The 15,165-nt window shown below is 40.2% G+C and carries 15 protein-coding genes; 2 read left to right on the forward strand and 13 right to left on the reverse strand.

Features of this window, described 5'->3' with window-relative positions:
* Positions 1-119: 119 nt before the first annotated feature.
* From argH to ACR2F3_RS10570, 10 genes are all read right to left on the reverse strand, one after another.
* The gene (gene argH / locus ACR2F3_RS10525; RefSeq protein WP_432709934.1) at positions 120-1,451 is read right to left on the reverse strand and encodes an argininosuccinate lyase; all 1,332 of its coding nucleotides are present in this window, start codon (positions 1,449-1,451) and stop codon (positions 120-122) included.
* A 92-nt stretch (positions 1,452-1,543) separates the two neighbouring features.
* Entirely contained in the window at positions 1,544-2,611 is a 1,068-nt protein-coding gene (locus ACR2F3_RS10530; RefSeq protein WP_432709935.1) for a M20 family metallo-hydrolase, read from the reverse strand.
* 1 nt (position 2,612) lies between these two features.
* Positions 2,613-3,431 (reverse strand): pyrroline-5-carboxylate reductase, encoded by an 819-nt coding sequence (gene proC / locus ACR2F3_RS10535; RefSeq protein WP_432709936.1) that lies wholly within the window; start codon positions 3,429-3,431, stop codon positions 2,613-2,615.
* A 2-nt stretch (positions 3,432-3,433) separates the two neighbouring features.
* Complete coding sequence (gene argB / locus ACR2F3_RS10540) at positions 3,434-4,222, reverse strand: acetylglutamate kinase (RefSeq protein ID WP_432709937.1); 789 nt, start codon at positions 4,220-4,222, stop codon at positions 3,434-3,436.
* A gap of 9 nt (positions 4,223-4,231) precedes the next feature.
* Positions 4,232-5,206, reverse strand: coding sequence for an acetylornithine carbamoyltransferase (locus tag ACR2F3_RS10545; protein ID WP_432709938.1), 975 nt, complete (start codon positions 5,204-5,206; stop codon positions 4,232-4,234).
* A complete protein-coding gene (locus ACR2F3_RS10550; protein ID WP_432709939.1) occupies positions 5,203-6,336 on the reverse strand; it encodes an aspartate aminotransferase family protein in 1,134 nt (377 codons plus the stop codon). Before ACR2F3_RS10550 ends, ACR2F3_RS10545 begins: the two co-directional genes overlap by 4 nt.
* 31 nt (positions 6,337-6,367) lie before the next feature.
* Positions 6,368-7,339 carry an N-acetyl-gamma-glutamyl-phosphate reductase gene (gene argC, locus ACR2F3_RS10555; protein WP_432709940.1) on the reverse strand — a complete coding sequence of 324 codons (972 nt, stop codon included), beginning with the start codon at positions 7,337-7,339 and terminating at the stop codon, positions 6,368-6,370.
* On the reverse strand, positions 7,329-8,522 hold the full coding sequence (gene argG, locus ACR2F3_RS10560; RefSeq protein WP_432709941.1) for an argininosuccinate synthase: 1,194 nt from the start codon (positions 8,520-8,522) through the stop codon (positions 7,329-7,331). Before argG ends, argC begins: the two co-directional genes overlap by 11 nt.
* A gap of 36 nt (positions 8,523-8,558) precedes the next feature.
* On the reverse strand, positions 8,559-9,212 hold the full coding sequence (locus ACR2F3_RS10565; RefSeq protein WP_432709942.1) for a GNAT family N-acetyltransferase: 654 nt from the start codon (positions 9,210-9,212) through the stop codon (positions 8,559-8,561).
* Between the two features lie 435 nt (positions 9,213-9,647).
* A complete protein-coding gene (locus tag ACR2F3_RS10570) occupies positions 9,648-10,136 on the reverse strand; it encodes a hypothetical protein (protein ID WP_432709943.1) in 489 nt (162 codons plus the stop codon).
* Positions 10,137-10,641: 505 nt separating this feature from the next.
* Between ACR2F3_RS10570 and ACR2F3_RS10575 the strand changes: the two genes are divergently transcribed.
* Both ACR2F3_RS10575 and ACR2F3_RS10580 read left to right on the forward strand, forming a co-directional pair.
* Positions 10,642-11,112: a hypothetical protein gene (locus tag ACR2F3_RS10575; protein ID WP_432709944.1), complete on the forward strand. Its 471-nt coding sequence runs from the start codon at positions 10,642-10,644 to the stop codon at positions 11,110-11,112.
* A 46-nt stretch (positions 11,113-11,158) separates the two neighbouring features.
* The gene (locus ACR2F3_RS10580; RefSeq protein WP_432709945.1) at positions 11,159-11,488 is read left to right on the forward strand and encodes a hypothetical protein; all 330 of its coding nucleotides are present in this window, start codon (positions 11,159-11,161) and stop codon (positions 11,486-11,488) included.
* Between the two features lie 321 nt (positions 11,489-11,809).
* Here the strand turns inward: ACR2F3_RS10580 and ACR2F3_RS10585 are convergent, their stop codons facing one another.
* From ACR2F3_RS10585 to ACR2F3_RS10595, 3 genes are all read right to left on the reverse strand, one after another.
* Positions 11,810-12,325, reverse strand: a complete 516-nt coding sequence (locus ACR2F3_RS10585) for a GNAT family N-acetyltransferase (protein ID WP_432709946.1) — start codon at positions 12,323-12,325, stop codon at positions 11,810-11,812.
* Between the two features lie 555 nt (positions 12,326-12,880).
* On the reverse strand, positions 12,881-13,456 hold the full coding sequence (locus ACR2F3_RS10590; RefSeq protein WP_432709947.1) for a recombinase family protein: 576 nt from the start codon (positions 13,454-13,456) through the stop codon (positions 12,881-12,883).
* Positions 13,457-13,696: 240 nt separating this feature from the next.
* The coding region (locus tag ACR2F3_RS10595; protein WP_432709948.1) for an IS1182 family transposase at positions 13,697-15,165 on the reverse strand (1,469 nt) is incomplete at its 5' end.

Raw genomic sequence — 15,165 nt, forward strand, 5'->3', positions numbered from 1 at the left:
ATTTCAGCGCCTTTACTTTTCATGTCGTTAACTTCATTCCCTATTTTAATAATTTCTGAGCCAATCAATGAGCTAGCTAATACAGATACATTCATCTTTTTATATTATATCGTGAAAAATTACGCCAACAACTTTTGGATGGCTTCTTTAGTCTGTTCAAATTTAAACTGGGCAAGAATCTGGTCCATCATGCCCTTAATTTCTGCAGTGCATAAATTACCTATACTGCCTTCATGAGTATGGTTTACCTGTGTCTGCGGTTCGAAAGAGCCATTTTCAATGGTTTCGCCCACAATTTTATAAGCCTCGCGGAAAGGAACCCCTTTCAAGGCCAGGTCGTTTACCACCTCTACGCTAAATAAATATGCATATTTTTTATCGCTCAAGATATCATCCTTCACGGTAATGTTTTGCAACATGTAAGTGGCAATAGATAAACATTCGTTTAAGGAAGTGATTGCAGGAAACAGGTTTTCTTTTAATAACTGAAGGTCGCGGTGGTATCCGGATGGCAGATTGGTGGTCATCATGGCAATTTCATTAGGCAGGGCCTGAATTTTATTGCAACGTGAACGGATCAGTTCAAATACATCCGGATTCTTTTTATGCGGCATGATGCTCGACCCGGTGGTCAGCTCATCAGGGAAGGTAATAAAGGCAAAGTTCTGGTTGATAAACAAACAGACATCCATGGCCATTTTGGCTAAAGTTGCCGCAATAGACGACATAGCCTGTGCTAAAACACGTTCGGTTTTGCCCCTTCCCATTTGTGCGTACACCACATTGTAATTTAGGGTATCAAAACCAAGTAATTCTGTGGTCATCGTTCTGTTTAAAGGAAACGATGATCCATAACCCGCAGCAGAACCTAAAGGGTTTTTATTACATACTTTGTAAGCGGCCAGCATCAACTCCATATCGTCTACCAGACTCTCTGCATATGCGCCAAACCATAAGCCAAAACTAGAAGGCATGGCTATTTGCAGGTGGGTATAACCTGGTAAAAGCTTGTCTTTATGGGCCTCACTTAACGTCTGTAATTGCTGAAACAAGGTCTGGGTGTGGTCAACCATCTCTTCAATACGGTCCCTGAAAAATAACTTCAGGTCTACTAATACCTGGTCGTTACGTGAGCGGCCACTGTGTATCTTTTTACCGGCCTCGCCAATTCTTTGGGTTAACAGCCACTCCACCTGGGAATGCACATCCTCCACAGAATCTTCAATCACGAAATCTCCGGCTTCTATTTCAGCATAAATGTTCTTAAGTTCTTTCTGGATCTGTACCAGCTCATCGGCCGTTAACAAGCCAATGCTTTCCAGCATTTCCACATGTGCCAGCGAACCCAGCACATCGAAAGCAGCCATCTCCAAATCCAGCTCCCGGTCTTTCCCAACCGTAAAAGTTTCAATATCTTTATTAACGTCTATATTTTTTTGCCAGATCTTCATGTAAATAGGTTATTGGTACCGGTAATATGGGCATACACCCTAACCGAAAAAGTAAATTTAGTAATAAATAACCATAGGGAAATTACCCAAGGCTACCTGCCATTGATAACAGGTTTTAATAAGTCGATATACAATTCGATGCCTTCCTTAATTTCGTCCAGGTAAATGAATTCATCGGCCATATGTGAGCGCGCAGAATCACCCGGCCCTACTTTCACGGAAGGAATACTTAATAGCGCCTGATCGGAAGTGGTAGGAGAACCATAGGTGGTTCTTCCAAGAGCCAAACCACTTTGTACAATGGCATGATCTTTAGCAATCGACGAAGGCTTTAAGCGTGTAGAGCGCGGCTTAACATCGCAGTCTACATTGTTTTTAATGATTTTAAGCACCTCTTCGTTCGTATACGCGTCTGTTACACGTACGTCGACGGTAAAGCTGCACAAGGCAGGAACTACGTTATGCTGTGATCCCGCATTTATGATGGTCACCGACATTTTTAAAGGACCGAAAACTTCGGATACCTTTGAAAAACGATAGTCGCGGAACCATTCGATGTCTTTTAAGGCTTTATAGATAGCATTATCCCCTTCCTCACGTGCAGCATGCCCTGCTTTTCCATGCACCGTACAATCCAATACCAATAAGCCCCGCTCAGCGATGGCCAGGTTCATCAAGGTTGGCTCACCAACCAGTGCGAATTCAAGCTCACCCAAATCTGGCAGCACATATTCCAGTCCGTTTACCCCAGAGATTTCTTCTTCTGCAGTAGCGGCCAGGCAAATGTTGTAACTCAGGTTTTCTTGATTATAGAAGTAGAGAAAGGTGGCAATCAATGACACCAGGCAACCGCCGGCATCGTTGCTACCTAAGCCATAGAGTTTGCCCTCTTCCACATCCGGACGGTAAGGATCCCTGGTGTAACCCGAATTTGGCTTCACTGTATCGTGATGTGAGTTTAGTAGCAAAGTAGGCTTCGCAGCATCATAATGTAGGTTATATGCCCAAACATTATTCTTTTTGCGGTGGGTTTTTACTACCCTTGCCTGCAGAAATTGCTCAATGGCATCTGCCGTATCTACTTCTTCTTTACTGAAAGACGGCAAGCTGATTAATTGTTTTAATAAGGCTATGCTATCCTCCTGTAGTTGTGTTATCATATTATTCTTTTGTATATAAGTTGCCTGCTTTTAATGCAGATAATTTGATGCCTTTGATTAACGAGGAGCTGAAACCGTTGTGTTCCATTTCATTTAATCCGGCGATGGTACATCCTTTTGGAGAGGTTACTTTATCAATTTCCTGTTCAGGGTGCGATTCCATTTGCAGAAGCAAATCGGCGGCCCCTTTAGCCGTTTGCACGGCCATTTTCAACGCTTCATCAGCATGGAAACCTATTTCGACCCCACCTTGTGAAGCCGCTCGAATGGCCCGTAGAAAAAAGGCTATACCACAGGCACAAAGTGCTGTAGCGGCCGTCATCAAGTCTTCATTAATTTTCACCACAGCACCTACGGTTTCAAACATGCGGGTTACTTCTTGAATCTGGGCATCGTTACCATTGTCGGTGGCCACGCAAGTCATCGACTGACCAATAGCAATGGCTGTATTTGGCATGGCGCGAATCACCTGCACCTGTTCTGAAAGTTTAGCACGAATATCCTGGCAAGTAACTCCCGAAGCCACAGAAATAATTAAATGTTTTTGTGGATCCACCACGCTGCTAATCTGTTCAAGCAGCTGGTTGAGTTGCTGCGGGAGCACGGCCAGTACCACAATTGTTGCCTGGCTAACAGCATGCCTGTTATCGGAAGAAACCTGGAAGCCCTGCTCGGCATAAACAGCCAGGTGGTCGAGGTTACGGCGGGTCAGGCAAATTTGTGAAGCTTTCACATAATTTGCTTTTACCAGGCCCTTCGCTAAAGAAAGACCGATGTTTCCGCTACCAATTATAGCGATATTGCCTTGATACTGTTCCATGATCAGGAGATTAACCGGGTTCCAAAATTGTTTTCTTTGAGTTGCAGCAGCTCGTCGGCCTGCCCAATGTATACAGCTTTTACGCCATTTTTAATGGCTTCAAAGGCATTGTGCAGCTTAGGAATCATCCCTCCTGACACTACACCAGTCTCTTTCAGCCCCTCGAATTCCGAGCTTTTAATTTCGTGCACCAGCGACGATTCATCGTCAACGTCTTTTAGTACGCCCTTTTTCTCAAAGCAGTACACCAGTTGCGTTTCATAATGTGCAGACATGGCCACGGCCACCGCAGAAGCGATGGTATCGGCATTGGTATTTAAAAGTTGTCCGTCACCATCATGGGTGATGGCACAAAGTGTTGGGGTTAAACCGGCCTGCAGCAGACTGTTTAATGTACCTGAAGCAATAGATGAATTATCTAAATCGCCAACAAAACCATAATCAATGGTCACTACCGGGCGTTTTACTGCCTGGATGATGTTGCCATCTGCCCCGGTTAAACCAATGGCGTTGCAGCCTTTCGCCTGCAACTGTGCCACCATATTTTTATTGATCAGACCGGCATACACCATGGTCACAACCCTTAAGGTTTCAATATCTGTAATGCGCCTGCCATCGACCATTTTGGCCTCTATGCCCAGGGAGATACCCATTTCAGTGGCTACCTTTCCGCCACCGTGAACAAGAATTTTCTTTCCCGGCAGGGCAGTAAAGTCAACTAAAAACCGGTGAAGGTTTGCTGAATTATCAATTACATTTCCACCTATTTTAACGATTGTTAGTTGCTCCATATTTTTATCTTATTTTTCCGAAGATAAACTTTGTAAAAGGTCTTTCAAAACGGCCTGTGCTGCCCATAAACGGTTACCTGCTTCCTGGATCACTATTGAATGTGGTCCATCGAGTACTTCTGATGATAACTCGAGGTCTCTCCTAACCGGCAAACAGTGCATCACTTTACCATTATTGGTTATTTTCAGCTTATCGTTGGTTAACATCCAGCCTTCAGGGTATGGCAATACCTTACCATAATCCTGGTAGCTCGACCAGTTTTTTACATAGATATAATCGGCACCAGTTAACGCTTCATCCAGGTTATGGGTGATGTTCGCTCCCGGTGTAAAATCTTCATTTAATTCATATCCTTCGGGATGGGCGATGGTAAAATCAACCATACCTTCTTCCTGCGCCTTACACATCCACTCAGAGAAAGAGTTAGGTACAGCTTGTGGCAGGGCTTTAATATGAGGTGCCCATGCTAAAACCACCTTAGGTTTAGCAGTTCCTTTCCAGGTTTCCGTAATGGTTACCAAATCGGCCAGACTTTGTAAAGGGTGTCTGGTGGCACTTTCTAAACTTACCACCGGAACGCCGCAATAGCTGATGAACTTGTTAAAAAAATCTTCGTTATAATCTTCATCCCTATCTACCAGTTTTGGAAAAGAACGTAAACCCAGGATATCACAATATTGACCCATTACCGCGGCTGCTTCCCGAATATGTTCAACAGTACCGCCATTCATTACAACACCATCCTGTGTTTCCAGGGCCCATCCTTCTTTGTCCATGTTCATCACCATCACAGACATGCCTAAATTGATGGCCGCTTTCTGGGTACTCAAACGTGTACGTAAACTAGGATTTAAAAAGATAAGACCTAAAGTTTTATTCTTGCCCAACTGCTGGTCTGCATAAGGGTTATTTTTTAAAGCAATGGCATCCTTTACCAATTGGCCAATCGCATCTACATCTTTTACTGAGGTAAATTGTTTCATCCTTTTAAAGCAAGTTTAAAGTTTTCCAAAAATTGATCTGCTTGTGCCTTAGTTAAATTTAATGCAGGCAATAACCTGATCACGTTAGGTTTGGCCTCCCCTGTAAATATATGGTACTTAAATAATAAGTCTTTTTTCACGTTAGACAAGCTTTCAGGCAATTCAATGCCAATCATCAGTCCGCGACCGCGAACTTCCTTGATGCCTTCTATCTTCTTTAACTCCGTAATCAGGTAATTTCCCACTTCTGCAGCATTAGATAGCAGGTTATCCTGCTCCATCACTTCCAAAACCGCTAAAGCAGCAGCGCAGGCCAGGTGGTTGCCACCGAAAGTGGTACCTAACATGCCAAACCAAGGTTTAAATTTAGGCGCAATTACCACACCCCCAATTGGGAATCCGTTTCCCATACCTTTAGCCATGGTGTAAACGTCTGCAGAAACACCCGCATAGTCATGAGAAAAGAACTGCCCTGTTCGGCCATAGCCACATTGCACACTATCGGCAATGTAAACGGCATTGTATTCATCACAAAGGCTGCGTATTTTTTGCAAGAATGGAATGCTGGCTTCTTTAATTCCACCAACACCCTGTATACCCTCAATAATAACCGCCGTAATTTCCTGGCCATATTCGGCAAAGGCTTTTTCTAAAGCTGCAATGTCGTTATGAGGCAGAAATACCACATTATTGGTTTCATTAACGGGAGCAATAATTTTAGGATTGTCGGTCGCGGCAACGGCTAATGCCGTTCTACCATGGAACGCACCAGAAAATGCAATTACCTTTTTCCTTCCATTATAAAAAGAAGCCAGTTTTAAGGCGTTCTCATTGGCTTCAGCACCAGAGTTACATAAAAACAACTGGTAGTCGGTTTTACCTGACACCTGTCCCAACTTCTCTGCTAAAGCTACTTGTAGGGGTATTTTAACAGAGTTGGAGTAAAAACCAACCTTTTGCAACTGGTCGGTAATCCTTTTGACATAATGAGGGTGGGTATGACCAATGGAGATCACGGCATGACCACCGTATAAGTCCAGGTATTCTTGTCCTTCGGCATCCCAAACGGTGCTGCCCGAAGCTTTTACTATTTCTATATCGTTAAGTGGATAGACATCAAATAAGTTCATTCTTTAATTTTTAAGGATAATCAATACGTTGTTAAAATGCGGATGCTTTAAGTTGCAAGCCTTGCCGTTCTGGTAGGCCAAACATCAGGTTCATGTTCTGAACCGCCTGGCCACTTGCCCCTTTTAACAAATTATCAATAATACTTACAATAAACGCCTTATTTCCATGTTTTTCTACATGTACCAGCCCCTTATTGGTGTTTACCACCTGTTTAAGATGTATGTTTTTACTGCTTACATGTGTAAAAGCATGATCTGCATAATAATCTTCATAGATCTGCTGCAAGGCTTCCTCAGAAAGCTCAGTCTCGGTATATACCGATGCTAAAATACCCCTGGTGAAATCTCCACGCTGCGGAATAAAGTTCAGCGTACTGTTAAATTGAGCATCAACTTTCAGCAGGCTCTCCCCGATTTCATTTAAATGCTGATGATCAAAAGCTTTGTACACAGAAAGATTATTATTGCGCCAGCTGAAGTGTGAAGTGGCAGAGAGACTTTGTCCGGCACCGGTAGAACCTGTTGTGGCATTGATGTGTACTTCATTTTTCAGGGCACCTGCAGCCGCTAAAGGCAACAGCGCCAACTGAATGCAAGTGGCAAAACAACCTGGGTTAGCAATATATTGTGCTTTTTTGATTTCCTGGCGGTTTAACTCCGGCAAGCCATACACCCATTCGTTACCGGCGTTTGCTTTTAGCCTGAAATCCTGACTTAAATCTATGATTTTAACCGAGGGGTTAATGAAATTAGCTGCAAGGTATTTCTTTGCATCGCCATGGCCAACACAAAGAAACAATACATCAATGTCTTGTAACAGATCTGCGCTAAAGCGCAGATCTGTTTCGCCAAAAAGGTCGGTATGAACATCAGAAACCAGGTTTCCTTCATTGCTGCTGCTTAATACAAAAGCAATGTCAACTGATGGATGGTTTAGCAAGATACGCAGCATTTCTCCGCCCGTATAACCTGCACCACCAACAATGCCTGCTCTAATTTTCATCGGCGTTAACTTTATGCCAGATCATCACCTGGTTACCAAAGATCTTAGAGAAACCTTTAACATCTTCGCCACTCCAGGCGTTGTTCATCTCGCCATAACTTCCAAATTTATTGCTCATTAAGTCATGTGCCGACTCAATACCATTAACCTGGAAACGGTAAGGTAAAAGCGTAACAAACACTTTTCCGCTTACAGTTTTCTGGGTATCTGTAAGGAAGGCTTCAATGTTTCTCATGATTGGATCATGGAATTGACCTTCATGCAGCCAGTTTCCATAAAAAGATGCTAATTGCTCTTTCCACGACAACTGCCATTTAGTAAGGGTGTGTTTTTCTAAAGTATGGTGTGCTTTGATGATTACCATCGGTGCAGCAGCTTCAAAACCTACACGGCCTTTAATACCGATAATGGTATCTCCAACATGGATATCGCGGCCAATGCCATAAGGCTGGGCAATAGCTTGTAATTTCTGAATAGCAGCAACCGGCGCCATGGCTTCACCATCAATAGCAACCAGTTCACCTTTTTCAAAAGTAAGTTCTATGTTACGGGCTTCTGTTTCAGAAACCTGGGTTGGCCATGCTTCTTCAGGAAGTGTTTCATTGGATGTTAATGTTTCCTGACCACCTACTGAAGTACCCCAAAGGCCTTTATTGATAGAATACCTTGCTTTTTCTGCACTGTATTCTACACCATGATTTTTTAAATATTCTATTTCTGCTTCTCTCGACAGTTTTAGGTCCCTGATTGGCGTAATTATTTCAACCTCCGGGATGATGATATTAAAAATCATATCAAAACGAACCTGGTCGTTACCCGCACCGGTACTGCCGTGTGCCACGTAATCGGCACCTATTTTTTTCACATAATTGGCAATGGCAGTAGCCTGACTTACACGTTCTGCACTTACAGAAAGCGGATAAGTTGCATTTTTCAATACATTACCAAAGATTAAATATTTAATACAACTATCGTAGTAATTAGCTGTTTCGTCAACTACCGCATGAGAAGCCACTCCTAAAGCATATGCCCGGCTTTCAATCTCCTGTAATTCTTTTTCAGAAAAACCACCCGTGTTTACAATAACCGAATGTACTTCCAATCCGCGATCCTGTGCAAGATGGATGCAACAGAAGGAGGTATCTAAACCTCCGCTAAAAGCTAAAACAACCTTTTTCTTCATTTGTATCTATTTGTGTATTTTAAAATTATTTAATATTCAATGCTTGGCTTTAATCATCACCAGGCGTTGTTTGATGCGCATAAAACGCTCGTAAAGTTTGGGCTTTCTTTCCAGCTCTTCGGCAAACTTTTTAGCTACTTCATGCTTTTGTGTGGCCGGGTCGTATAACATAGCCGTGCACATGCAATTCTTGCGGTCCTTACTTTTCAGGATTTCAAAATTCACACAGCTCTGACAGCCTTTCCAGAATTCTTCATCCTGGGTAAGTTCAGAATAGGTCACCGGTTCATAACCGAGGTCTGAATTGATTTTCATCACCGCTAAGCCCGTTGTTAGACCAAATATCTTGGCCTTAGGGTATTTTAAACGCGATAATTCAAATATTTTATGTTTAATGGCATTGGCCAGCCCAACTTTTCTAAACTTGGGGTTAACAATCAGTCCGGAGTTGGCCACAAACATGCCATGGCTCCAGGTTTCGATGTAACAAAAACCGGCCCAGCTACCATCCTTATGAAAGGCGATGACAGCCTTACCATCGGAGATTTTGCCTGCAACATAATCGGCAGAACGTTTAGCTATACCCGTACCACGGGCTTTAGCCGATTCAGCCATCTCTTCACAGATTTCTTCTGCGAAAACACGATGTTCAGGAAGTGCAACCTGCACTATAAAATCGTTGATATTCATTAATAGGATAACGAAAAAAGATAAAAAAAAGGATTAATTGGTTTTGTAGAGGAACTCTACCTCTGGCAATCTGAGTGTTGAGAAAACTCAAATACGGGGTGTATAATTTTGCCGGTTCGTCGTCACAAAAAACACAGTATGCAGGCGCTCAATAAATAAACTTCTGGAAGCAATGTTTTTTGCTTCTAAGATTGACAGTTTATGTACGCTTTGCTTGCTCATTTTTTGTTTGTTTCCCTATTTAAATTACTTGAAAGGCAAAGGTTTAAATAAATTCTGAGTTGTGCAATAACTTTTTTATTTTTTTACAATTAAGCTATTAAAATGAATTTCATTTTACACGAGTTATTATTTCAACTTCCTCAAGAGAACACTGGTAAATAAATGATGAAAAAGTATGGAGATGGCGTTGTCTTTATAACTCCTTACAACCAATCAGCGAGTAAGGTTCTGGAGAGATCTTTGATTCATTAGTTGGAGATACCTATCAATTCGTCTTTTGTTCTGCTGTTGTAATAAAATTGGATATAAGTTAATTAAAATATTGACCAGCAGCATCACTATGGCAAATATGTAAAAGCCCTGGAATACTTTGATGAGTATGAAAATTCCCATGAATAGAAAGGCGAAGTTGTGATTGAATTCAGCTTTCGTCATTTCTGACCTATATTCTCTTAGCTCGCTCATAAAGATCCTTTTTTGTATCGACAGCTTGGGATTTAAATACTTAAAGAAACTATTCATAATTACCCATTTGAATGGTTCCAAGCCAAGCATTTCATTGACCTTCTCATCTTTAATGAAGTTTAGGGAAGATAACTGTTGCTGATAGAATTCAGATTTTGAAAGTAATGAGGTAATGATCATGCCAATTAACCAAGAAATGTAACCGATAAACAAACTAAATGTAATATACTTAATCATGATTTGAGGCGATGGCATTGATATAAGGCCTTCTGTTAGTCCAACAAAATAGCAAAAACTACCAACTTACATCTTACCCGGAAAACAACATCCCTTTATTCCACCGTTTTACGAATAGCTATGATCTAGAACAAGTTGAAGTTTAATTAACATCGTTGCATGTCAAAGGCCTGAACATGTAATTATGATGGTATTAATAAAAGGTAACCAGCGGCGGATGTTAAGACAAGGAGTATAGTTACATTTAAAACAAAAGATTTTTTGTTGATTTCTCTTTGTTTATACTTTTTCCAATTTTTGGCCACAACAATCATAATTATTACAACTAGTAGTGGAACTACGGCGAGATTTTCCATATTAATGAGTTAAATTATTTACTTTGGTTTCTGTAAATATAATGATTTGGCATAGAACTAAGTGTAGCATTCTCAAATTATTTACGCGTTTAATTAACAACTGAAAATTATTAAAATATCTTTTTAGATCTTAGTTAAATTAAATACATATGAAATACTCACACTCATTTTACCTCTTCTTTATTACCATTGGCATGATATCAATTTTAGGTTGTGCCAAAGATGATGATGAACCAATTAATTGTACACTACAAGTTGCTCCGGTTATTATAAATTTTAATTTCATTGATAAAACAACGAGTGAAGACTTGTATTTTTCAACAAACCCACGTTTTCAAATAAGGGATTTGTACTTTTTTAGAAAGAAAGATGTTGCTATGAAGGATACAATACGGCCCTCCGTTATTGGTAGTGGTACTGGCCGTTCATTTCAATATAATGCTGATTATAGTAAGCTTAATGATACACTTATTTTAAAAACAGGTAATCTTTCTGAAGATACCATCACTTATATTATTGAAAAAACAAATACTCCCTGTCTCAACTATAAATTAGGCTCTGTGACATTCAATGGAGCTATTGTTTCTCTCAGTTCCGAAAAGTTTAAATTTCTTAAATAACCCGCCATCATTTTTTAAAATGAAAACAGTTACTAACCTTGTAAGAATGAAAAACATTATCCTTCTCTTCTTTGCCATTTTAATTTTCAGCTCATGTAAAAAAGACATGATCACAGTTTCGGACAGCAAAGCATATTCAGAAGTGGGATATAAAGGCTCGGATGAAGTTTATGATGGTGGCGGCATTTATGTACAATTGAATCCAAATGGAAATGCCGGATTCAAATTGGGTGGGGACGCTATCCATTCTGCCACTTATAAGATTACAGGAAGCACCTTAAAAGTCTATTCGAACAACAAAACCTATAAGTTTAGAATCGTATCTGAAGACGAAATCAAATATGAAGATAGAACCCTCCGCCTGGTAAAAGAATAAAAATGAAATCTAGCCGGCAAGCCGTTCCGGTTTATCTAAATGTTTCATTTCTTTTTATTCTCAATGACCTTTGATCCCCCGAAAGTATAAGTTAACACTATCTAGTGTAATACAATTATGCATAAAAACCATTGCACAGGACTAGTAACTTTTGAGATTAGTCATTCAGCGGTGATTTATAAACACTACTGAAGAATGGAGTAATATGACGAGTCCAATCAATTTTCATTAACTACATTACCACCTTTTGTTCCATTTTTCCACCGTATAATGATAAGGTCGATATTCAAGTAGCTAAGTAATTAACTAAAGTGTCATCAGTTAAGAATTTATCAGCAGTTCCCTTTGGTAGGTATAAGTGATATAATCATCTTGCTCAGCTTCTTGCACAAAATTTAGTCTTTTCAAAACATTTTGGGACTTAATATTACTTTTTTCAGTGATGGCAATGATCTTGTGTAGTCTTATAATGTCTATACCGAATTCAATAGCTTTTTTTAGCGCATTAGTCATATACCCCCTCCCCTCAAAGGATGGCTTTAATACATAACCCAGTTCACCTGTATTATTAGCAAAGCCACGATAATAACCACAGGTGCCTACCAGCTTAGAACTTTGGGCATCTACAATTCCCCAGTGAATAGAATCACCTTGGAAATAATCTTGATTTATCTTTTTTTGCATTTCAATCGCTTCATTGGGATTACTTGCTTGTATACCATCATAATACGATATTTCCATTATTTCATCAGCATCAGCGTTTATGACTTGGCGCAAGACAATCTGGTTAGAAATGAGCATGGGGAAATTCTTATATGGAGGATAGGCTGTTGTCATGTAGCTAAAGTAATGAGAATAATATATGGCCTGTAAGATAAAAAATGAACCGTTAAAAAACCATGCTGATAAGGTCGTCAGAAAATCTGGTATAAAGATGCGAACATCGGTATCATTATTCCCTTGTTATTTGAAAAGAGAATATTAAAAATGCACCATCTTGGATCTAGATATAACAAAATTTTTATTTAATACTCAAAGCAAAGTTATAGCGCTTAATTTTTGTTAATTGTGCAATTTTCAGATGTGTATCGTGCTTACGAATTATAAGCCAAATAAGCTCCTATTAGCATAGATACTAAGAAAATACAAAGTGCAAATGTGATAACGTACTTTTTATTCTTTATTAAATCCATAGTGATACTTCTTGGTTTCTTATACAATGTTCTAGGTAACCTATTCAACAGCAGATACTACTAGGCAATAATAAACATTTTATTATCGTTTAACAATTCTAAAAACTTCTATATCAATCTTAGATCATCACCATTATTCCCTCGTTATGTGGTTTCTGATTATGGTAAGATTTGAACTGCCTGTATCCATGAACGTGATTTAACCTTTAACTTCTTTTACTTGTTTTATATATCGATAACAGGTCGCTATGGGCATTTGTAGCCTTTTAGCGATCGCTGAAATTGCATATTTTCCTGTGTCATGTAGATCAAGTGCGGTCAAGGCCAATTGCAGATTTTCAGGAGATAAACCTTTTGGTCTCCCTCCCTTTTTTCCTCTTGCTCTAGCAGCATCAAGCCCCGCCTTAGTACGTTCACGTATAATCTCTCTTTCAAATTCTGCTAATGATGCAAAAATATTAAAAGTAAATCTACCAGTAGCTGTAGTGGTATCAATGTGGTCATGCAAGCTGATAAAATTTACTTCCTTTTCATTGAAAAGTGCAACCAAGTCAACCAAGTCTCTTAAAGAACGGCCAAGACGATCCAATTTCCAAACAACAACCTGATCACCTTTTTTAAGATTCTTCAGAAGATTTTTAAGTTCAGGTCTGTCTGTATTCTTCCCAGAAATCTTTTCCTGGTAAATTGTTGCGCATCCATATTCTGTAAGCGCTCTAGATTGAAGATCTAGATTTTGATCTGATGTACTTACCCTTGCGTAGCCTATTTTCATGTAAAAAAATTATTATCAAAAACTCATTATCAAAAATAGTAAAAATGCCTTTGATTAATGGAATGAGTTTATGATAATCGGCAAAAAAGAATAAGATCAATCAGGCTTAATAGGGGAAGATTTAATATGTGCGATCTCACTCTCCTCGGGCTGACATTAATTATCAAATAACGAGGGTGGCCGTTGCAGAAGGGGGTATGTTTTCCTAAACATCGAGTTAGTAGATTTTTTATTCAGCCATTAGGAGAGTTGGTACTGATTAAATGGTTTTGAGAAAAGTGCAAGTAAGTACCGCTTTAAGTCGTCTATTATAGCTTTAAAAAAGGTTTGGGAAGGCTTTCTTCCTCCTTTTTTCAGGTATTTTTTAAGGTTGAAAGCTATTGCCGCCATGAGCATGACTTTGTGGGCACCGGCTTTGCCCAGTACACCTATTTTTCTTAGGCCATAGTAATGAGTAAGACTACCAAAGACAGGTTCTACTGTGCTTTGGCGTAACTTCTTCATTTGTCTGCCTCTTTTACTATGTTGCCTGCTGTAAGCTCGGAGATACTGTTCATCGTAAATTGTCCTGGTGATTTTTTTGCAGTGTACATTCGGTGCACAAGTTGATCTCATCGGACAAGCCTTGCACTCTTTTGGCGCTGCCCAATAGTTTCTAAATACACTGCCATCCAAGCTTGTATAAAATCCTTTGAAGGGCAAGGGCTTGTTCATGGGACAGCGATATTCATCTTTTTCTTTGTTATAAGGAAAGCCTTCGATCTCAGGTTTGTACATGCCAAATGCTGGTATCCAGCCAGTAATTTTTCTCTGTTCCAGGAATTTGTAATTGAAGCCATTGGAGTAACCTGTATCTGCAAGCAGATCCGTCATTGAAAGTTCGTTTTTCTTTAAGCGGTTTTGTACCTGCATGCTAATGCCAGGCAGATACTGGCTATCCCTGCCGTCTGCAAAGTCCGCCTGAATGTGTGAAATTACGCCTTCTGCGGTGTCCACCGCCATGCTGCAATGATAGTTCAGCTTTCTGGCTTTGCCAGGCTTTACTGATATCCGGGCATCAGGATCATGAGGGCTGTAATGTGTTTTGTTACTAAATAATTGTGCTTTTTCGTCTGTAGCACTAGGCCGTCCGCCACGATTGTCGCGTAAGTTTTGGTGATGTTTCTTAACTCGCCTTAACTGATGCTCCGGTGCAGTAATAAGTGCTGCTGAAGAAGTTGAGTCAATCTTTTTTTTAACCTCCTGATTCTCTTCCACCACTTTTTTCAAGTGATTATCTATGGAGTTGGCTGGTGTTTTTAATACCACACTTTCCATGGAAGCATTGGCTTTAACAGGCGCTGAATCTACCGCCTGAGTATGGCCAGAAACCATTCCACTGTTTACACATAAGGTAAACACTTTGTTAAACAAGGTCTCGAATAGGGAAGCTGGGTAAAGCTGCCTTGTTCTGCTGATTGTTGAATGCCACGGTAACTCCTCGTCTATATCAAAACCTAGAAAGTACAACACGTCCATTCGCATGGAGCAATGTTCGACCAGTTTACGGTCAGAAGTTATGTTTTCCAAGTAACCAGTCAGCAGTAGCTTAAAAAAGACTACTGGGTCAATGGATGGATTGCCGGTCTTGCCATAAAGTTCTTTTGTGTCTTTGTATAAAAAGCTCAGATCAAGCGTTTCGCGGAGTTTGCGGTACAGGTTTTCCTTGG

The sequence above is a fragment of the Pedobacter sp. genome, from assembly GCF_045627485.1.
GTDB lineage: Bacteria > Bacteroidota > Bacteroidia > Sphingobacteriales > Sphingobacteriaceae > Pedobacter.

What these genes read in the sequence shown, in the direction of transcription:
- ACR2F3_RS10590 (WP_432709947.1), bottom strand. Translation starts at nt 13,456, where the DNA reads ATGAAAATAGGCTACGCAAGGGTAAGTACATCAGATCAAAATCTAGAT.
- argC (WP_432709940.1), bottom strand. Translation starts at nt 7,339, where the DNA reads ATGAAAATTAGAGCAGGCATTGTTGGTGGTGCAGGTTATACGGGCGGA.
- ACR2F3_RS10580 (WP_432709945.1), top strand. Translation starts at nt 11,159, where the DNA reads ATGAAAAACATTATCCTTCTCTTCTTTGCCATTTTAATTTTCAGCTCA.
- ACR2F3_RS10545 (WP_432709938.1), bottom strand. Translation starts at nt 5,206, where the DNA reads ATGAAACAATTTACCTCAGTAAAAGATGTAGATGCGATTGGCCAATTG.
- ACR2F3_RS10570 (WP_432709943.1), bottom strand. Translation starts at nt 10,136, where the DNA reads ATGATTAAGTATATTACATTTAGTTTGTTTATCGGTTACATTTCTTGG.
- ACR2F3_RS10575 (WP_432709944.1), top strand. Translation starts at nt 10,642, where the DNA reads ATGAAATACTCACACTCATTTTACCTCTTCTTTATTACCATTGGCATG.
- ACR2F3_RS10585 (WP_432709946.1), bottom strand. Translation starts at nt 12,325, where the DNA reads ATGACAACAGCCTATCCTCCATATAAGAATTTCCCCATGCTCATTTCT.
- proC (WP_432709936.1), bottom strand. Translation starts at nt 3,431, where the DNA reads ATGGAACAGTATCAAGGCAATATCGCTATAATTGGTAGCGGAAACATC.
- argH (WP_432709934.1), bottom strand. Translation starts at nt 1,451, where the DNA reads ATGAAGATCTGGCAAAAAAATATAGACGTTAATAAAGATATTGAAACT.
- argG (WP_432709941.1), bottom strand. Translation starts at nt 8,522, where the DNA reads ATGAAGAAAAAGGTTGTTTTAGCTTTTAGCGGAGGTTTAGATACCTCC.
- ACR2F3_RS10530 (WP_432709935.1), bottom strand. Translation starts at nt 2,611, where the DNA reads ATGATAACACAACTACAGGAGGATAGCATAGCCTTATTAAAACAATTA.
- argB (WP_432709937.1), bottom strand. Translation starts at nt 4,222, where the DNA reads ATGGAGCAACTAACAATCGTTAAAATAGGTGGAAATGTAATTGATAAT.
- ACR2F3_RS10565 (WP_432709942.1), bottom strand. Translation starts at nt 9,212, where the DNA reads ATGAATATCAACGATTTTATAGTGCAGGTTGCACTTCCTGAACATCGT.
- ACR2F3_RS10550 (WP_432709939.1), bottom strand. Translation starts at nt 6,336, where the DNA reads ATGAACTTATTTGATGTCTATCCACTTAACGATATAGAAATAGTAAAA.